Source organism: Dawidia soli (assembly GCF_018598185.1).
Taxonomy (GTDB): Bacteria; Bacteroidota; Bacteroidia; order Cytophagales; family Cyclobacteriaceae; genus Ohtaekwangia; species Ohtaekwangia soli.
The window spans coordinates 38,285-57,790 of record NZ_JAHESC010000047.1 but is presented as its reverse complement, the minus strand read 5'-3'; the positions used below and the strand labels follow the sequence as shown (position 1 = coordinate 57,790).

Sequence of the window (19,506 nt, the reverse complement as noted above, 5' to 3'; positions counted from 1 at the left end):
GCGCCCAGCACGTTGCGTATCCCGATTGCCTTCTCCGGGCGCGCGGCCGGGAACGCCGCCAATCCGAATAAGCCCAGGCAGGAGATCAGGATGGCGATGCCGGCAAAGTAACGCGACAACGTTGAAATGCGTTGCTCGGAGGCATAGAGCGCCTGGTAGGTGTCGTCCAGGAAGCGGTAGTCGAAGGTCAGCCCGGCCATGTGGCGGTGGTAGAGTGTTTCCAGGCGGGCGAGCGTTTCGCGTTCCTCGCCGGCGCGCAGGCGCACCATCATCGTGGTGCCACGCGGCTCCAATTGCATGACAAGCGGTTCTACCTTCTCGAAGAGCGACGTAAAGTGAAAGTTCTCGACCACGCCGACGATCACCTTCTCCTGACCCCACAGCCGCAACGTTTTGCCTACTGGGTCGGCGAGGCCCATGTGGTCGATGGCCGCCTGGTTAAAGATCACCCCGCGCCGCCCCGGGCCCGCGTCGCGTAAAAAGGGTTTGCCGTCCAGTACGCGGATACCCAGCGCCTGGATAAAGTCATAGCCCACCTCCAGGTTCGAGAACATCATTTCGTTGTCGTCCTCGCCCGCACGCCAGTCGATGCCGCCCAGGCGGCCGTGGTAGCCCGTGATGGTGTGCGCGGAGTTCGCTACCTGTACCACGCCGGGCACTTGCCGGATCTCCTGCAGGAACGACTCGACACTGCGCTCGAACGTACCGCCTTCGGCCAGGAACTCTTCGGTCGGCTGCGGTATGATCTCGAGCTCGAATGTGACGACATGATCGCGGTCGTAGCCCAGGTTGCGTGACTGGACGTAATCCATCTGCCGGTATACCACCAGCACCGTCACGATCAGGACGACCGACACCACAAATTGAAACACGACCAGTCCGCGTCGCGCCAGCAGCCCGCCGGTGGGCGTGACAGGCTTGCCCTTCAGCACCAATGCCGGCCGGAAACCCGAGAGGTACAACGCCGGGTAACTGCCCGCTAACATGCCTGTAAGGAACGTAATGCCAAGCGCCGGCAGCACCAGGTGCATGTCCCATGTCAGCATCAGCGTTTTGCCTGTCAGGCTGTTGATCGTGGGCAGGAGCATCCATACAGCGACGACGGCAAGGGCCAATGACAAGAACGCCATAAGAAGCGACTCCAGCAGGTATTGCACGACCAGAGCACTACGGGCGGCGCCAACGGCCTTCTTGATACCGACCTCTTTCATCCGCCGCGAAGCCCGCGCGGTAGAAAGGTTCATAAAATTGATACAGGCGATGCCGACCAGGAATACGGCAATGACCGAAAAGAGCTGCACATATAAAATGCGACCACCGGCCGGCCGGCCGTTCTCATACCGGCCGTGCAGATACCGATCTGAAAAGCGCTGAACGGAGAGCGAGTGTCGTGTCTCCTTTAAATGACTTTGCAGCAGTTTCGAAAGTTTGAGGTTCACCGCTCCGATATCGGCGCCCGGCCGCATGACGAGAAACGTATTGGGGTCACTATTACCCCACTCGCGCAACCACGGACGGTCATCCAGGAATACTTCGAAGTTCAGCATTACATCAAACGGGTTGGTGGCGGCGGTAGGAATATCCTCAAAGATGCCGGTAATATGAAACAGACCCTGGCTAAAGCCGATCTTCCATTCCACCACTTTGCCCAGCAGATCTTCCGTGGTGCCGAAAAGCCGCAGCGCGGTTGTCCGGGAAAGGAGTATACTATACTTGTCCGTCAGCGCCTTCGCGGGATCACCTGCGACCAACGGGCAGGTAAAGACCTGGAAGTAGTTAGGCTCGGCATATTGCCCGCCGAGGCGCATGCGCGTGTCGCCCAGGGTCAGAATACCCTTATCGGTAAACCATTGCGCCGGCACCACCGTCGTGGCTTGCTCGACCTCGGGAATCTCGGCCATGACCGTACGCGCCAGCACGCCCGTTGTGCCCGTGCCGGTGGTAATATTTCCCTGCTCGTCGGTGTGTTGCAACACCTGATACAGGCGCGTATCGTTGGTGTGGTAGCGATCCACCAGCAGCTCGTTCTGTATCCATAAGTATAGGACCAGGGCGCACGCCAGGCCGGCCGTTAAGCCGACGAGGTTGATGAGGAAGGAAGCTTTATACCGTTGAAAGCTTCGCAATGTAACCAGGAGATTGTGTTTTAGCATGGCGGTAGGGGCGAGGGGACGAGTGTAGAACGAACGGATAAAACCGGGGCGCAAATACTTCAGCACGCGCCAGACGAATGCGCGTCGTGCCCGGTGTGGCGACTGTTCAGATTCCTGTTCAAAGAGCTCGACCAGGTCGCCCTCGATCTCTTCCAGGTAATCCTCCCGGCAAAACCATCGCAGGAATTTTAGCGGCTTTTGAGGAGGATGGTGCTTCATAACTATATACTTAACAAAAGTAAAAGTAATTAAATCCTTGCGTAAAAGCCGCAGTCTTTGTAATTTTTTATGCCTGGGGTTTCTGTGCCTCACGGGTGGGGCAGGGACCAGGAATGGGTATTTTACTCTTCATAACTAATTGATATGTAGAATTTTGTGCTACTTTTATGAAAGTGTAGATATCAATGGGCATACAAAATCAGCTCATTTTCTTCGGATGTACTGTTTCGTCGTTCATTAGCTTTTTTTTAGCGGATTCGGAGCCTTTCTTCGCACTATCGATTTTTTGACCACATAACCCCCTCTCTGAATGAAACATACCGTGCTGTACCTTATCCTCGGCTTCCTCTGTTTAGGGAATCTTTTCCACACCCACGCCGCACCGTTTACAGCGGCTCCCGACTCGGTCCCGGCGCTTGAAATAGAAATCCCCGCGACCAAACGGTTTAACCTGGAAGATTCTCTGCATAGCCTGTACAGCACCATCGGGCTCGCCAAATATGATCTTTCTTACGAAGCCTTCCGTTACGGCATGATCGGCTATGCTACGCTGCGGCGCGAAGGCAAGCTCAACGATAAGAACCTGTTTACCATTATCGACTTTACAAAGCCCAGCACGCAAAAGCGTTTTTATACGCTCGACATGAGTACACTCACTGTGAAGTTTCATACCTACGTTGCACACGGCCGCAACACCGGTGATAACCTCGCCAAGGCGTTTTCCAACACCGTACATTCAAACCAAAGCAGCCTGGGTTTTTATGTAACCGCCGAAACCTATATCGGCAGCAAAGGCTATAGCCTGAAACTGGACGGCATGGACCAGGGCTATAACGACAACATGCGCGAGCGCGCCGTGGTCATGCACGATGCAGAGTACGTAAGCGAGTCGTGGATTCGCCGTTACGGTCGCCTGGGGCGCAGCCAGGGTTGCCCGGCACTACCGAAGGAAATTTCAAGGGAAGTGATCGATGCGATCAAAGGACATACCGCCATTTTTGCTTACTACGACGATATCAACTACCTGACCTCATCGCGTTATCTCAGAACGTATGATGCTCTCATACAACCGGAGGAAATGATGGCCCGTCAGCAAGAACCGCTGGCGGAGAAGTTTACAGGCCAGCTACAGAAGAACCTCCTACCGTATACAGCTCCCGAAGCTGTTGCTTATCGAAACCGTAGATATCTTCGCGAAAATTAATCAAACCATTGTCATCTACCCACGCTGTGAAATATTCCAGGTGAACGGGGTAATGTTTTTTCAATGGTATACCGGCTGGAGCGTTTCCGTCCATGGCCTTCTGCACGGAGGCCATGCTCCAGCCCTTTTGATCCTTTAACAGATATGCCGCAAAGCGGGCCGGCTCGTCCAGCCGCACGCAGCCGTGGCTCAAGGCGCGATAGTCTTTGTTGAACAACCGGTGGTTGGGGGTGTCGTGCAGGTAGATGCTCATATCGTTTGTCAGCATGAACTTCACGCGTCCCAGCGAGTTGTCCGGGCCGGGTTGTTGCACGACACGCACCCGGTAAGGATTGGCATTCTCTCCTTCCCATACTTCGGTAGAAGGATCGATCGCTACATCGCCGCGGTAGAACGCATAGTTCTTCTCGGCATAATACTGCGGGTCTTTTTGCAGGTGCGGAATGATCTCTTCTTTGATAATGCTGGTCGGCACCGTCCAGGTCGGGCTGAAAACGATGTTCTTCAGCACATCGTCAAAGATCGGAGTGGCTTTGTTCGGTGCGCCCACGATCACCTTCATTTCAAACTCCGGCTTTTTGTTTTCATAAATGCGCAGCATGTACTCCGGCACGTTCACGCGGATATAGCTGTCTTCATTGCGTTCGGGAACCCAGCGCATCCGCTCCAGGTTCAGGGCCAGGATGTCTGCCTTTTCTTTCAGCGGCTGGTTGAGGAACCGCAGGGTACGCTCGCCGACAATACCGTCGGGCGTCAGGCCGTGGCGCAGCTGAAACCACTTCACCGCCGACACCAGCTCCGCATCATATAATAGAGAGTCAGCCATGCCCGTAGTGGTATCCACAGGCATGGTATATACTTTCAGGTCTGTCAGCGACAGCTTGCGGCGGATCACCGGCACCGACGCATGACGTTCGTCAGGTTTGATCTTTTCCGTTACCGGAATCACCGGAAAAGCCGTCGTGTTGGTCTTTTCCAAGGTGCGATACTCTTCCAGGGCGCGTTGCAGACGGCCGTACTGTTCGCTGGCCGGTTGTACGCGGCGGATCATTTCGGCCAGCTGACCGGGAGTTTCGATACCCGCCAGCATTTGAACGTCGAGCTCGGACTTTTTAGACGCAATAGCATTGTTGCTGTTGCGGATCCAGATGTTATTGCCCGCCGCGCGTGTAAGTTTGCCTTCTGTCAGGTGCGTCGTAAACAGGAAGAAAGCTTCGGTGATCTGCATGTCCAGCTCCACGATCAGGTCGGAAGCCGGCGGCTGCACCTGGTAAACCGACTGCAGCAGGTGGTCCAGTTCGCGGATGTCGTACTCTTCGGGCGCCAGGCCGTAGCGGTCGGCATGGCTCAACTCTTCGGCCAGCGCCGTATACAGCGAATTTGGACCGATGTCGTCCAGCCATTTGGTCTTGTAGCCGTTAGCGGTATAAAAGCCGTGGATCTTTTGTTGTACCTTCCGGTTCTGGTAAGCGTCTTTTACCGGAAGTAATAGCTTACGTTTGTCAAGCGGGTGCTTGATCGAGTCGATCAGCACGCTTTTCCCGGCCATCAGCACGGGCGTCGGTAGGGCGGTTGTGTCGGTCACCACCGGCAAGGTGGTCTTGGGGGTCTGCGCGACCTGGGTCAGGTCTTTATGACAGGAGGCCATCACGAGCACCAAAAGCACCCACGAGGTATACCTGTACACGGGTAGTAAAGAAGGCTGTTTCATTTTCCATGAATCTTTCCAGCCAGATGAAAAAAAGAATTCCCGTAGAAAGCGTACGATCTGTACTACCGAAGTGAGGAATAACGAGTGTGCTGCCACGACATTTGTGGATTTACCAGCACATTTCAGATAGGTCTTCAAAGGATGTCAGGCTTTACCAACATTGCTGACACCACAATGTATACAACCTTTGCGCCAATTCGTAATGCCGGTAAAAACGGCAGTAAAAATTGCATGTAGGGTTAACGTGGAAAGCACGTAAAATCAGGCTAAACCCTGAACAGGAGTTAAGGCACGGACATAGCTTTTTTGACAGCATGTGCCAAAGCGTCAGAAAACGGCCTGCCCCAACGTTGCGCGGGACCGGTCAGGCCACGTAGGATCAGTATTTCTTTTGACCGAAAATGCCCCTGTTTTCTTATAAAAATAATATGCCCGGCGGGCGGGTACAGGCGAAAAATCTTCTTCTGCCTGTACCCGATGCTTATAACGTTTATCGCCGGTGAATATTTTCTCCCAGATTGGCGAAGGTTTATCCCAGGATGCGCTCGATCGCGGCAAGCTCGTCGGTGCTAAAGCGGGTGTTCTCCAGGCAACGCAGCGAATCGGCAAGCTGCTCAGGACGGCTGGCGCCTACCAGCACCGAGGTAACACGCTTGTCTTTCAGGATCCAGGCCAGCGCCATGTGTGCCAGTTTCTGACCCCGTTGGGTGGCGAGGTCGTTCAACTGGCGGATCTGCTGCAGGCGCGCGTCTGTGATCTGGCTCTCTTTTAAGAACCCGTGGGCCTTGGCAGCCCGCGAGTCGGCCGGAATGCCGTGCAGGTATTTATCGGTAAGCATGCCCTGTGCCAGCGGCGAGAACGGTATACAGCCGACCCCCTCGGCGTCCAGCAAGCTGAGCAGTCCGTCTTCCACCCAACGCTCGAACATGGAGTATTTAGGCTGGTGGATCAGGCAGGGCGTACCCAGCTCACGCAGGATGCGGATGGCGCGCGCCGCCTCGGTTGCCGGATAGTTGGAAATGCCGGCGTATAACGCCTTGCCCTGTCGTACGATCAGGTCAAGTGCACGCATGGTTTCTTCCAGCGGCGTTTCCGGGTCGGGACGGTGGTGATAAAAGATGTCCACGTAGTCAAGCTTCATGCGCCGCAGGCTTTGGTCCAGGCTGGACACCAGATATTTCTTCGAGCCCCAGTCGCCATAAGGGCCTTCCCACATGGTATAACCGGCCTTCGTGGAAATGATCAGCTCATCGCGATGGTTGGTAAAATCACGTTGCAAAATGCGGCCAAAGTTCTCTTCTGCCGCGCCCGGCGGCGGGCCATAGTTGTTGGCCAGGTCGAAATGAGTAATGCCCGCATCAAAGGCCAGGCGCAGAATGTCGCGGCCGTTTTCCAGCGTGTCGACGTAGCCGAAGTTGTGCCAAAGGCCCAGCGATACCGCCGGCAGTTTGATTCCGCTCTTGCCACAGCGCCGATATTCCATCTGGCTGTAGCGGGCGGCATGAAAGGAAGTAGCCATAGTAAAGTGAGTGTTATCGGTTGTTTTGGAATTGTTGGGCCGAAGGTAGAATTCCTTTTTACAATTCCCACACAAGATCCGTAACAGCGGTCGTTCTATCCAACTTCCGCCGCCGAACAACCGCCCCGGTACAGTTTTTGACCCTTTCTCAAAACTCAGCGCCATGCAAACGCCGTCCCCCAACACCACCGTCGCCCAAAACATCGCCCGCATCCTCCTGGGCATCTTCATGCTCCTGGCCGGCATCGGCCATTGCACCTTTCAACGCCAGGAATTTCAGGCCCAGGTCCCCGACTGGGTGCCGATGAGCAAAGACCTGGTAGTGGTCCTTTCAGGGATAGTAGAGATCATGCTTGGTCTGGCCATGGTCTTTTGGCGCAGCCGGCGCGTGGAGGTCGGCATTACGCTTGCCATATTTTATATACTGGTCTTCCCCGGCAACATCGCCCAATACGTCAACAACATCGACGCCTTTGGCCTGGACACCGAGGAAAAACGTTTCGCCCGCCTCTTTTTCCAGCCCGTCCTCGTCGTCTGGGCACTATGGTCGACCGGCGCATGGCCGGCCGTAAAGCGTCTCGTTATCTCGAAGTCTCGTTAACGCTAAATGGACCGACCGGCATCGTGCTGGCGTCATACCCGTATGCCACCCGTATCTTACCCCTATACCACGGCCATACCACCCCTATACCAAGGCTATCAGCCGAGAGTTTTGGGGAAATTTTGACGTGAAACGAATGAAAGAAGTGCCGCCAGTGTCCTATGCGTACAGCGCCAGTTTCTGCGCGGCTACCTTGTCGTTCTCGATATACTCGTCGTATGACATCAGCTTGTCGATAAAGCCGTTGGGCGAGATCTCGATAATGCGGTTCGCTACCGTGTTGGTAAACTCGTGGTCATGCGACGTAAAGAGTACCGTGCCCGGGAAATCTTTCAGCGCGTTGTTGAACGCCGTGATAGATTCGAGGTCCAGGTGGTTGGTCGGCTCGTCAAGGATCAGCAGGTTGCCACCGGCCAGCATCATGCGCGATACCATGCAGCGTACCTTCTCACCCCCCGACAATACGTTGGATTTTTTAAACACCTCTTCGCCCGAGAACAACATCTTGCCCAGGAAGCCGCGGATGTATACTTCGTCTTTGTTCTCTTCTTCGGCAAACTGGCGCAACCAGTCTACCAGGTTGTCGTTCGATTGAAAGTACTCTTCGTTGTTCGCCGGCAGGTACGCCGGGGTAATGGTCTGGCCGAATTTAAACTCGCCTGTGTCGGGCTTGAGCTCACCTGCCAGGACGCGGAACAGCGATGTGATCGCCAGGCCCTCTTTGCTGAGGAAAGCGATCTTGTCGCCCTTGTTAACGTAGATATCGAGGTTCTTAAAGAGCGTGGCGCCGTTCAGCGAGTAGCTCAGATTTTCGATCTGCAAGATCTGGTCGCCGGCTGTACGTTTCTGTTGGAAGATAATGGCCGGGTAACGGCGCGTAGACGGCTGGATGTCGTCTACGTTGATCTTCTCCAGCAGCTTGCGGCGGCTGGTCGCCTGGCGCGATTTCGAGGCGTTGGCGCTAAAACGTGCAATGAACTCCTGCAATTCCTTCTTCTTTTCCTCCGCCTTCTTGTTGGCGGATGAACGTTGTTGCAGGGCGAGCTGGCTGGACTGGTACCAGAAGGTGTAGTTACCGGTGTAAAGCTTGATGGCGCTGAAGTCGATGTCCACAATATGCGTACAGACCGTATCCAGGAAGTGACGGTCGTGCGACACGACGATCACGGTGTTTTTAAACTCCAGCAGGAAGTCCTCCAGCCATGTAATGGTGTTGATATCCAGGTCGTTGGTGGGTTCGTCGAGGATCAGGATGTCGGGGTTGCCAAACAGTGCCTGCGCCAGCAGGATCCGAACTTTCTGGTTACCGCTGAGCTCTTGCAGCAGCTTGTAATGATCTTCTTCGGTAATGCCCAGGCCACTCAGCAGCGCCGCCGCATCCGATTGCGCGTTCCATCCATCCATTTCCGCAAACTCAGCTTCCAGCTCCGATGCGCGTACGCCGTCTTCTTCCGAAAAATCAGTCTTGGCATAGATGGCGTCTTTCTCCTGCATGATAGCCCACAAACGACTGTGGCCCATCATCACGGCATCCAGCACCGGCACTTCGTCATAAGCGTGATGATCCTGGCGGAGCACCGTCATGCGCTTGCCCGGATCGATCGACACCTTGCCCCGCGTCGGGTCGATGTCGCCAGCCAGGATCTTCAGAAAGGTCGATTTACCGGCACCATTGGCGCCGATCACGCCGTAACAGTTGCCGGCCGTAAATTTTATGTTGACTTCGTCGAAAAGCACACGCTTTCCGAATTGGAGCGATAGGTTGTTTGCTGCGATCATGTATTATGGGAAGATCAAAGGGCAAAGATAGAGAAAAGTAGCCAACCGGACGGGACGGCGCACCGAGTGTTTATTAATTCTGCGAAGAGAGACAATTGCCGTTATAAATTTTGTTGAATGAATAAATGGCCGGGTTTTCTATGTCCGTGACCGTGCAACAGCTGCCGCAAAAAACGTCGCATACGTTTTCATACCGTGCAGGCCCTGCGATAGCCGGTGCTTGCAAATTTCCGGACGCGCGCGCAGCGGCCTGATTTTTTAAGCGTCATTTTTTATCTTTCTGATTCTTGTTTTCCACCATACATGTGGAAAAATTCTACAACATTCCCCCGCTTTACCACCTGCTCATTCAAACGGGACGGCTGCTGTGCAAATAACACCGGTTGGCACGGAAATTTTAGACCAGGTGTATACATGTTCATCAAATACTCGACGGAGTACGCTTGAACTTACATCTATACCTTGTGTCTGGCTTCCCTCGCTCGTCACAAGGTATACTTTATAGTATGTAATGACTCCGTCGTGGAAGACTTTAAGTTCGTGTTCGTAAGCGCTATACTATCAGTGGTTTAGCGACGGAATACGAGACGATGTGAAGCAATTGTTAAGTGTTGATGTTCGCCGTATTGTGACGGCGTTGTGAGCGACAAAGATATTTACACAGTGGGCGTTGGTGTTGTGGGGCTCGATGTTATTCATCGTCCTATTATGATAGTATCATGCCTAATAATTCAGCTCATCGATAAACGGATGGAGCGACGCACTTCCTTGTAGTATGTTTGCACCACGAAAGCAATAGAGCCTTTCGTCAGAGATCAAAAGTGTGAAGAGGGATAACAGTTTTGATGTCCGATGGGTTGCTTTCGCTCGCAAAAAAAATATCAACCATTATGAACAGTTTGACGGTCAACGTTCTGTGGCACCGTGCAACTGGCCCCCTCATAAGCTAAAAGAGGAGAAGGTAAAAAATGAAACTCAGATCTTTGTTTTTGATCTGTTGGCTGTTTTGCTCAGCAGTTGTAGTTTTCGCGCAAGGTAAGCTCACCAAAGTACCCATCAACACTCGCAGTGCTAACCCCAAAGGTTACATCGAGTATCTGCCCCCCAATTATTCTGCCAATCAAAAGTATCCCGTGCTGTACTGGCTGCCGGGTCTGGGCGAAGTTGGACCGGGTACCAGCAGCTCACTGGACATTCTGATGAATCGTCAGATTGCAAACTGGCTGAAGACACACACTGTGGATTTCATCGTATTGGTTCCACAAGACGCCAGCGGTTACTGGAACGGCACCAACGGCATTGCCAGGTTCATCGAGTGGGCGAAGACCTACTATAAGTCAAGCATGGACCTGAACCAGCAACACATGGCCGGCCTGTCTTCCGGCGGCTACGGCATCCGCGATTTCATCGTAGGCAACACCAGCACCTACCAGGGATTCTCGACGTTCACGCCGATGTCGACCAACCTCGACGGCGCGATCAGCAAGGCATCGCAGATTGTGGCCAACAATCAATATGTGTGGATCCACCAGGGCACGGCCGATGTCACGCCCAACCAAATTGCCGCGGTGCAAAATTTCCACAATGCCTTGTACAAATTGGATTCGAAACGTGCGCGCCTCACGGCCTACGTAAACCTGGGTCACTCGGCATGGGACAAAGTGTACAACGGCACCGGCAGAACCTACGCGCAGTGGACCGGTACACAGTCGGGTACGACGTATTATAACTGGACGATGAGCGATGTGAACGTAGACTGGTTCGGCTGGATGAAGTCGCACCCGAAGAACGGCACCACCACGCCTCCTCCGACCAGTGTGGCACCGACATCGATCACGCTTAGCGCAACCGGCGTAGCCTCGGGCGCTCCTGCCGGCACGATCGTGGGCAACCTTTCTGCCAACGGTACGGCTCCGGTGACGATCACGCTGGTATCGGGTGTTTATGACAACGCGAAGTTCCGCGTCAGCAACAACCAGCTGGTACTCGCCAGTACGCTGACAGAAAAGAGCTCGTACACCGTACAGTTGCAAGCGGCAAACGGCCAGGGCACGTATAAGCAGTCGTTCACCGTCACGGTGGCACCGTCCGCGGGCGGCATCTACTCGGTATATCCGAACCCGATCACCGGAAACGTCCTGACGATTACACCCAACCAAGACAACGTGTTCTTCAACGCCATCCTGGTGGTCGATGCCAACGGCGTCGTGAGGACACGCTTCATCAACGTACAAGGTGTGAAAGGCCAACCGCTTACGTTCCCGTTCGATCTGCCCACCGGCATCTATACCCTGCAGATCTGGCGCCGTTACGCGTCGATGGAAACAGTACGCCTCGTAAAGAATTAACCTGAACATTCTAAACCACGGCTGATGGACAAATGTCCCACGCCGACCACGGTTTCTACAAAAGCCGGCCCCAACAGGCCGGCTTTTGTGTTTTACGGGGTCGCTCGTCGCGCCGACAAGCCGTTGGTCGCCGCGGCGCCCCGTCGGCAGGCGGGCATATCTTTTTACCTCAGTTTAGAAGATGTCATCTACGGGTGGCGACATGGCTGGAACTATACTCTATATTAGATATGCAACGATTGGTACGACCTTTATTACTCTTCCTGTGGATCGCCGCCATCAGCGCCGGCATTTGCACCGAGGCCCACGCACAGCGGGGCAAGCTCACCAAAGTTCCTGTTAACACCCGGAGCGCCAACCCCAAAGGATACATTGAGTACCTGCCGCCAAACTATGTCAGCACAAAAAAATACCCGGTGCTCTACTGGATGCACGGACTTGAAGGCGTGGGCAGCGGTACCTCGTCTTCACTCGACAAGCTGATGAGCCAACAGATCTCGAACTGGCTCAAATCAAACGATGTAGATCTTATTATTCTCGTACCGCAGGACGCCAGTGGGTATTGGAACGGCTCCAACAGCATTGCCAGGTTTGTCGAGTGGGCTAAAGTCTATTACAGGAGCTCCATCGACCTGAATCAGCAGCACATGGCGGGCCTTTCGTCGGGCGGCTACGGCATTCGTGATTTTATCGTAGGCAACTCGGCCACATACAAAGCCTTCTCGACCTTTACGCCGATGTCCACCAACCTCGATGGTGCCGTGGGACGGGCCTCGCAGATCGTTTCCAACAATCAATATGTATGGATTCACCAGGGTAAGAACGACGTTACACCCAATCAGTTGGCCTCGGTGGCCAGCTTTCACAATGCGGTATATAGACTCGATTCGCGTCGTTCGCGCCTGACGGCATACCTCAACCTCGGCCACGGTGCCTGGGACAAAGTATACAACGGCACCGGCCGGACGTCCGCGCAGGTAACGGGTACACAATCGGGGACAACCTACTACAACTGGACGATGAGCGATCCGAACCGCGACTGGTTTGGTTGGCTTTTGTCGCACCCGAAAACCGGCGCCGCTCCGCCGCCGGCAAGCGGGACGGCGCCCACCGGCATTGCACTCAGCAACACCAGTGTCGGCAGCGGGGCAGGAGCGGGCACAGTGGTCGGCAGCATCTCCGCCAACGGCACGGCGCCGGTAACCACCACGTTGGTGTCGGGAGCGTATGACAACGCTAAATTCCGCGTGGCAAACAACCAGCTTACGGTAGCGAGCTCGCTTGCGGGTCGCAGCACATATACCATTCAGCTGCAAGCCGCCAACGGTACGGGCAGTGTCCGCCAGGCCTTTACGATCTCCGTGGGGCAGAGCAGTAACGGCACAACGTATACCATATCGCCTAATCCCGTCGCCGGCAACAACCTCAACATCACGCCGCAGGCAGACGATGTATTCTTCAACGCCATCCTGGTACTCGACCCCGCCGGCGTTGTCCGCGCGCGATACATCAATGTACCCGGCCAGAAAGGCGTACCCCTCACGTTTCCCTTTGACATGACACCGGGTATGTATACCCTGCAGATTTGGCGCCGCTATGCCTCGATGGAGACCATGCGCGTCGTCAAGCAATAACGATACGAGCCTCAACCACCCCGCAAGTCCCGCGGGGTGGCCACGGTTTTCGCCCCACATCGCCCTGGCACAATCTTTTAGTGACGCCAGGAAGAGAATCGCTGTTCCCCCACGGTTCTCTTTTTCGCCGACTTCAAACCGCTCATATATACATGTCAAGACCTTTACTTTTCCTGATTTGGGCCGCCGTGTTCTGTTGTACGGCGGTGCAGACCGTCGTTGCCCAAAACGGTACGCTCACCAAATATGCCATTCGCACGCGTAACGGCAATGTCAAAGGCTATGTGGAATACCTGCCGCCTGGCTTCGACGGGAGTGGTAAGACGCAATACCCCGTGTTATACTGGCTGCACGGCCTGGGCGAGAAGGGGTGGGGGGCCTATGAAGAGATAGACAAAGTGCTTAATACTTATCTCTGCCAGTGGCTCAAGACCCACGACGTGCCCATGGTGGTGCTGGCGCCGCAAGATCACAGCGGGTATTGGACGGGCGACGGCACCAACGACCTCCAGGCCTTCGTAGCCTGGGCCACCCAGGAGTATAAGGGCATCATCCAGCCCACGCAGCAACACCTGGCCGGCTTCTCTTCCGGCGGCTACGGCATTCGCGACTATATCATTGCCAATACACCGGCCTGCCGGGCCTTTTCCACGTTTTCACTCATGTCCACCAACCTGGCCACGGCCGTAAACGATGCGAAGCGCATTGTAGAAAACGATCAATATGTATGGATCTTTCACGGCGACGCCGACATCAACCCCAACCGGATGAGCGAAGCCGAAGGTTTTCACAACAAACTCTACGCGCTCGATTCGACGCGCACCCGCTTTACCGCCTTTGTCGATGTTGCCCACGCATCGTGGATCTACGTCTATAACAACCTGGGAAAAACGAAAGAGCAGCTCACCGGCACCATCGATGGTACGACATTCTATCATTGGACGGAAGCCGATCCGGATCCCGACTGGTTTACCTGGATGATCCGCCACGGCAAGGCTCCGGTAAATGCCAAGGCACCCTTTGCCCTGGCGCTTAGCAACAATGAATTGGAAGAGGGATTCGATCCGCAGATTCCGGTGGGCGATCTTACTGCCGATGGTCTCGAGCCCATGATCTTTTCGCTGCCGGGCAGCACCGCCGACAACAATGCATTTGCATTAGACGGCCATTCGCTTACCGCGAAAGAGTCGTTGCCACCGGGTAACTATACCGTGGTAGTGAAGGCCGCCAACGTCATCGGCATCACCGAAGAAACGTTCTCGATCACGGTGAATAAAGAAGACGAAGTCATTGTCGGCAACGAAAAAGACCCCGACGCGTGGACAATAGCCGTATATCCCAACCCGCTGCAAGGACGTATGCTGTCGGTTAAGACCGGCAGCGGGCAGAAAGCGATCGATGCCATCGAGCTGGTCGGGGCGCAAGGCGTTACCCTCCATCGCACGCTCGGGTTATCGTCGGCAGACGGTACCGCGAACGTCGACGTGGGTGATCTGCCGGCCGGCATTTACGTCGTGCGCCTGCTCCACCGGCAGAATGCGGTGGGACAAAGCAGACTGGTGAAGGCCGATTAAAACATTGTCGATCGTCACGGGGCCTGTTGCAAACGGGTGAAAAATTAAATATAGGTATGCGTGGGGAGAAATCTCCACGCTTTTTATATTTTTCCAGTAAAATAGCTCTTCTCATAAACAGTTACGAGTAAACTAAAAGATCAACGAGCGCGATGTTACGTACTATGATGCTTGCCGCCGGCCTGCTTTGGCTCGCAACGGCGGGATTTGCACAGAAAGGCACCCTTACCAAAGTCCCCGAAAAAACCCGTGCAGCAAATCCAAAGGGCTATGTTGAATACCTGCCGCCTGGCTTTGACGACAGCGGCGCTAAAAAATACCCTGTGCTTTATTGGCTGCACGGCCTCAACGATGCCGGTATGGGTACCGCCAGCTCATTGGATAAGATTCTGAACGTGCAAATCTGTCAGTGGCTGAAGACCCACAGTGCTGATTTTATCGTACTTGCGCCGCAAGATCCCAGCGGCTATTGGAACGGCAATGCCAGCATCACCAATTTCATTACCTGGGCGACAGATCACTACAAAGCCGTGATCGAGCCGGGCCAACAACACCTGGCTGGGCTCTCTGCGGGCGGTTATGCCATCCGGGATATGATCGTGGCCAACTCCGATGTATATAAGTCCTTCTCTACGCTTACGCTCATGTCCACCAACCTGGCGGCTGCCGTGCCCAAGGTGCAGCAGATCGTAGACAACAAACAATACGTCTGGATCCACCAGGGTGAAGACGACGTAGTGCCCAACCTCGTATCGGACGTAGCCGGCTTTCACAGCGCGTTGTATAAGCTGGATGCCACGCGCGCGAGAATGACAGTCTATAAAAACCTGGGCCACGAAGCGTGGGAATGTGTATACAACGCGCAGGGCATGAACACCGCGCAGGTAACCGACGCCATCAATGGCACGCCGTGTTATCAATGGAATAAAAACGACCCCGATGGCGACTGGTTCGAGTGGATGAAAGCCTGCGGCAAGACACCGATGAATGCCACGGCCCCCAATGTATTGCGACTAAGCGCCATGCCGGATGTGAGCAAGGCAATTGTAAACACGTCTGTCGGTCGCATCGTCAGCAACGGCGCGCGCCCCACGACGTTCAGCCTGCCCGCGGGCATAACTGACAATGCGAAATTTAAGATAGCGGGCGACCAGCTGATTATAGCCGAGACGTTGACCGCCGGTACCTATACCGTTACGATCGAAGCGAAGAACAGCGCTGGCTCTTTCCGTCAGGAATTTTCCATCATCTTAGCCGAGGGTGGGGTAGTAGGCATAGAAGGCGCGGAGCGCCAGGGCATGATCGTGCATCCCAACCCCGTGCAAGGCAGCACGCTATACATCTCGTTCAACCGGGAACCCCTGCGCTTCGACGCCGCCGAAGTCGTCAGCACAACCGGTGCTCGCCGCACGGTGCCCGTAACATCCGCCACGGCAAAAAACGAAGTAACGCTCGCGCTGGACAACATTCCCGCCGGTACCTATATCTTACGCTTGTTGAAAGGCGGGGTATTAGTCCTGCAGCAACGGTTCATACGCTACTAACCGCCCTTTGCCGGCGCCAGTTTTAGCTGAAGTTTACTGATCGTACTTCTGCTTCTTCTTCTCCGGACTTAGCACCGTCTGTATATCTGCATCGTTCCGCAGGTTCGCCATCTGCTGCAAGATCCAGTTCGCGCGCCGGTTGATATGAGCGGACGCGGGGTTGACCATATACTTTTTCGGATTCGGCAGGTTCGCCGCGATGCGCGCCGCTTCCATGGGCAGCAGCTTCTTCGCAGGCTTTTTGAAATAGTATTGCGCCGCTGCTTGGATTCCGAACACGCCGCGCCCCATTTCCGCCACGTTCATATATACTTCCAAAATGCGCTGCTTACCCCACACGTGCTCGATCATAAACGTGAAGTACGCCTCCAGTCCCTTGCGGACCCAGGTGCGGTCCTGCCACAAAAAAACATTCTTGGCCACCTGCTGGCTGAGCGTAGACCCCCCGCGCAAGGTCTTGGCCTTGCTATTGTGCTCCAGGGCTTTCTGAATACTTTTGATGTCGAAGCCGTTATGGTCGGGAAAAAGCTGGTCTTCCGAGCAGAGCACCGCGAACGGCGCGTTCGTACCCATCTCCTGAAAGGATATATAGTCGCGTTTCAGGCCATAGCCGGTAACCCAGCTCATCAATTGCGTGACCGTAATGGGGGGATCCACCCACTTGAGAATAAAAATATAGAATAGCTGGGCTACAAACAGTACAATAACGACCTTCTTCAGCCAGCTCCCGGCTGTTTTTGCCGTGTCGGTAAAACTCATGGCTCGGTTTTTTCAGGCAGCAAAAGTAGCATAATAACCATTACCGGTTCTTCGTTACCTTTGGGTATTTCAGATCCGCATGAAACAACAGGTCCGGTACTGGCTTCAGGTCTCCGCAATACTCATGGGCATACTTCCCGGCACAGCCTGGGGGCAACGGGAAGTGCGCACGTACTACGACTCCGCCAAAAAACACCTCCAGGAAGTGTACACCGTGTCGCCCGGCGACGAGAGCCGCATGGAAGGCCTGTACCGCCGGTACTACGAAAACGGCCAGGTCATGCTGGAAGGCAACTTCGATGACGGCGTGAAATCGGGTGAGTTTCGCGAGTTCCATTCGAACGGCCGGCCCGCACGCACGCTGGGGTTTGTCAACGGCCTGCGCCACGGCCCGGTCGTGGTCTACAATGAAGACGGAAAACCCGTGCAACGCGCCTACTACCAGAACGATAAACTGGCCGACAGCATCCAGCTGTATTATGAGAACGGCGCCGTAAAAAGCGAAACATACTTTGCTAAAGGCAAACCCGAGGGACTCGTCAAAGAGTTTTATCCGGGCGGATCCGTGCGCAAAGAGATCGCCTATCACCGCGGCAAGCCCAACGGCATCACGCGCACATTCTTCGAAAACGGCAAAGTAGAGACGGAAGCGAACTACAAAGAGGGCATCCTGACGGGCTACTTCAAAAACTACTATCCCAACGGCCAGTTGGAGACGGTCTCCACCATGAAGGAAGGATCGCGTAACGGCGACTTTAAACGCTATGACAGCGCCGGACACCTGCTGTTGGAAGGCAGTTTTGTAAGCGGAAAATTGCACGGCCCCAACACCGCCTATTTTCCAGACGGCTCGGTGCAGCATCGGTTCAATTATAAGGAAGGCAAGAAGACCGGCCACAACGTGGAGTACTATCCATCCGGCAACGTGCACGTCAAAGAGCAGGTGGCCGTTAACGGCATTGACATGACGCAGGAGACCTTTGACGAGCATGGCGCCCTGCAAAACGAGAAACGGTTCCGGAATGAGAAGCCGCACGGCCTGTGGGTGTATTACCACCCCGGCGGCCGCATTCCTCACGTCAAAGAGACCTACGTTGCCGGCAAACGCATGGGCGTGCGGTACACATATTATCCGTCGGGCAAGGTGCAGCAGGAGGAAACGTTCAAGTTCGATCTGCTGGCAGGCCCCGTGCGTACGTATTATGAGACCGGTACCCTGGCCACCCAGGGTGATTACCGCTCCAACCGCCGCCACGGCATGTTCACAGCCTATTATCCTTCCGGAAAAGTGCGCGAGCAAGGCGAATACGTGGCCGACAAAAAGAACCGCGAGTGGCGCGAGTACGACGAAAACGGCAAGCTGACACGCGTGACCACCTACAAAGCAGGCGCCGTCGTGGCCACGCCGACGGCCCCCAAGCCGTAGAAGTTCAAAAAAAGGATTTCAGAGTCATTCGCCAATGCATTAACTTGCCGTCTGGAATACCATTTTCATGCAGGCAATCAGCGAAACCAAGTTCAAATTCCCCAACCAAACCGGTTTTTACAGCGGCAAGGTCCGCGACGTCTATTATTTCGGCGACTATATGGCCATGGTGGCCACCGACCGGATCTCGGCGTTCGATGTCATTTTGCCGCGCGCCATTCCCGATAAGGGCCGGGTGCTGAACCAGATCGCCGCCTTTAACCTGGAGGCCACCAAACACCTGGTGCCGAACTGGGTCATTGCCACGCCCGATCCCAACGTAACCGTGGGCTTCCGCTGCCAGCCGTTTGCGGTGGAAATGGTGGTACGCGGCTACCTGGCCGGCCACGCCTGGCGCGAATACCGCGCCGGTAAACGCATGCTTTGCGGCGTGCCCCTGCCTGAAGGTCTGCGCGAAAACGACAAACTTCCGCACCCCATCATCACCCCCACGACCAAAGCCGCCGTCGGCCATGACGAAGATATTTCCCGCGAGGAGATCCTGGCCCGCGGCATTGTAAGTCCCGAAGACTACGCCGTGCTGGAGAATTATACCCTGCGGTTGTTCGAGAAAGGAACCGCGCTGGCGGCCGACCGCGGCTTGATCCTGGTCGACACCAAATATGAGTTTGGTAAACACAACGGCACCATCTACCTCATCGACGAAGTGCACACGCCCGATTCGTCGCGGTATTTTTATCAGGAGGGATACGCCGCCCGCCAGCAGTCCGGTGAGCCGCAGAAGCAGCTCTCGAAAGAGTTTGTGCGGCAATGGCTGATCGAGAACGGCTTCCAGGGCAAGGACGGCCAGCAGGTTCCTGAAATGACAGACGCCGTCGTCGAGTCTATTTCAACGCGTTACAAAGAGTTGTACCAGGTCGTGCGCGGCGAAGCCCTCGCACCCGTGCAGTATACGCAGATGCTGGAAAGAATCGAGCAAAGCATTCTCAATTCAATAAAATCCGTTACCTTAGAAGGTCAGAAACACTAACCGGC

General features: G+C 54.9%; 13 protein-coding genes. 8 read left to right on the top strand and 5 right to left on the bottom strand.

Going from position 1 to position 19,506, the window contains the following annotated elements:
• The coding region (locus tag KK078_RS24690) for an ABC transporter permease (RefSeq protein ID WP_254093006.1) at positions 1-2,372 on the bottom strand (2,372 nt) is incomplete at its 3' end.
• 310 nt (positions 2,373-2,682) lie between these two features.
• Here KK078_RS24690 and KK078_RS24685 point away from each other — a divergent pair.
• Positions 2,683-3,576 (top strand): murein L,D-transpeptidase catalytic domain family protein, encoded by an 894-nt coding sequence (locus KK078_RS24685; RefSeq protein ID WP_254093005.1) that lies wholly within the window; start codon positions 2,683-2,685, stop codon positions 3,574-3,576.
• Here the strand turns inward: KK078_RS24685 and KK078_RS24680 are convergent.
• Positions 3,488-5,287, bottom strand: coding sequence for a L,D-transpeptidase family protein (locus tag KK078_RS24680; protein WP_254093004.1), 1,800 nt, complete (start codon positions 5,285-5,287; stop codon positions 3,488-3,490). The genes KK078_RS24685 and KK078_RS24680 overlap by 89 nt on opposite strands.
• A gap of 529 nt (positions 5,288-5,816) precedes the next feature.
• Positions 5,817-6,806, bottom strand: coding sequence for an L-glyceraldehyde 3-phosphate reductase (gene mgrA / locus KK078_RS24675; RefSeq protein WP_254093003.1), 990 nt, complete (start codon positions 6,804-6,806; stop codon positions 5,817-5,819).
• A gap of 163 nt (positions 6,807-6,969) precedes the next feature.
• On the opposite strand from mgrA, the gene KK078_RS24670 reads away from it, so the two are divergent.
• Entirely contained in the window at positions 6,970-7,407 is a 438-nt protein-coding gene (locus tag KK078_RS24670) for a DoxX family protein (RefSeq protein WP_254093002.1), read from the top strand.
• A gap of 159 nt (positions 7,408-7,566) precedes the next feature.
• Here the strand turns inward: KK078_RS24670 and KK078_RS24665 are convergent, their stop codons facing one another.
• The gene (locus tag KK078_RS24665; protein ID WP_254093001.1) at positions 7,567-9,186 is read right to left on the bottom strand and encodes an ABC-F family ATP-binding cassette domain-containing protein; all 1,620 of its coding nucleotides are present in this window, start codon (positions 9,184-9,186) and stop codon (positions 7,567-7,569) included.
• 968 nt (positions 9,187-10,154) lie between these two features.
• Here KK078_RS24665 and KK078_RS24660 point away from each other — a divergent pair.
• From KK078_RS24660 to KK078_RS24645, 4 genes are all read left to right on the top strand, one after another.
• Entirely contained in the window at positions 10,155-11,534 is a 1,380-nt protein-coding gene (locus KK078_RS24660; protein ID WP_254093000.1) for a hypothetical protein, read from the top strand.
• A gap of 230 nt (positions 11,535-11,764) precedes the next feature.
• Positions 11,765-13,168, top strand: coding sequence for a hypothetical protein (locus KK078_RS24655; RefSeq protein WP_254092999.1), 1,404 nt, complete (start codon positions 11,765-11,767; stop codon positions 13,166-13,168).
• A 152-nt stretch (positions 13,169-13,320) separates the two neighbouring features.
• The gene (locus KK078_RS24650) at positions 13,321-14,742 is read left to right on the top strand and encodes a T9SS type A sorting domain-containing protein (RefSeq protein ID WP_254092998.1); all 1,422 of its coding nucleotides are present in this window, start codon (positions 13,321-13,323) and stop codon (positions 14,740-14,742) included.
• A 152-nt stretch (positions 14,743-14,894) separates the two neighbouring features.
• Positions 14,895-16,286, top strand: coding sequence for a hypothetical protein (locus KK078_RS24645; protein WP_254092997.1), 1,392 nt, complete (start codon positions 14,895-14,897; stop codon positions 16,284-16,286).
• A gap of 33 nt (positions 16,287-16,319) precedes the next feature.
• Here the strand turns inward: KK078_RS24645 and mtgA are convergent, their stop codons facing one another.
• On the bottom strand, positions 16,320-17,045 hold the full coding sequence (gene mtgA / locus KK078_RS24640; protein WP_254092996.1) for a monofunctional biosynthetic peptidoglycan transglycosylase: 726 nt from the start codon (positions 17,043-17,045) through the stop codon (positions 16,320-16,322).
• 79 nt (positions 17,046-17,124) lie between these two features.
• On the opposite strand from mtgA, the gene KK078_RS24635 reads away from it, so the two are divergent.
• Complete coding sequence (locus tag KK078_RS24635; protein ID WP_254092995.1) at positions 17,125-18,471, top strand: toxin-antitoxin system YwqK family antitoxin; 1,347 nt, start codon at positions 17,125-17,127, stop codon at positions 18,469-18,471.
• 67 nt (positions 18,472-18,538) lie between these two features.
• Positions 18,539-19,501: a phosphoribosylaminoimidazolesuccinocarboxamide synthase gene (locus KK078_RS24630; protein WP_254092994.1), complete on the top strand. Its 963-nt coding sequence runs from the start codon at positions 18,539-18,541 to the stop codon at positions 19,499-19,501.
• Positions 19,502-19,506 lie beyond the last annotated feature (5 nt).

Coding starts and splice junctions, on each gene's coding strand:
- KK078_RS24685 (WP_254093005.1), top strand. CDS start 2,683: ATGAAACATACCGTGCTGTACCTTATCCTCGGCTTCCTCTGTTTAGGG.
- KK078_RS24680 (WP_254093004.1), bottom strand. CDS start 5,287: ATGAAACAGCCTTCTTTACTACCCGTGTACAGGTATACCTCGTGGGTG.
- mgrA (WP_254093003.1), bottom strand. CDS start 6,806: ATGGCTACTTCCTTTCATGCCGCCCGCTACAGCCAGATGGAATATCGG.
- KK078_RS24670 (WP_254093002.1), top strand. CDS start 6,970: ATGCAAACGCCGTCCCCCAACACCACCGTCGCCCAAAACATCGCCCGC.
- KK078_RS24665 (WP_254093001.1), bottom strand. CDS start 9,186: ATGATCGCAGCAAACAACCTATCGCTCCAATTCGGAAAGCGTGTGCTT.
- KK078_RS24660 (WP_254093000.1), top strand. CDS start 10,155: ATGAAACTCAGATCTTTGTTTTTGATCTGTTGGCTGTTTTGCTCAGCA.
- KK078_RS24655 (WP_254092999.1), top strand. CDS start 11,765: ATGCAACGATTGGTACGACCTTTATTACTCTTCCTGTGGATCGCCGCC.
- KK078_RS24650 (WP_254092998.1), top strand. CDS start 13,321: ATGTCAAGACCTTTACTTTTCCTGATTTGGGCCGCCGTGTTCTGTTGT.
- KK078_RS24645 (WP_254092997.1), top strand. CDS start 14,895: ATGTTACGTACTATGATGCTTGCCGCCGGCCTGCTTTGGCTCGCAACG.
- mtgA (WP_254092996.1), bottom strand. CDS start 17,045: ATGAGTTTTACCGACACGGCAAAAACAGCCGGGAGCTGGCTGAAGAAG.
- KK078_RS24635 (WP_254092995.1), top strand. CDS start 17,125: ATGAAACAACAGGTCCGGTACTGGCTTCAGGTCTCCGCAATACTCATG.
- KK078_RS24630 (WP_254092994.1), top strand. CDS start 18,539: ATGCAGGCAATCAGCGAAACCAAGTTCAAATTCCCCAACCAAACCGGT.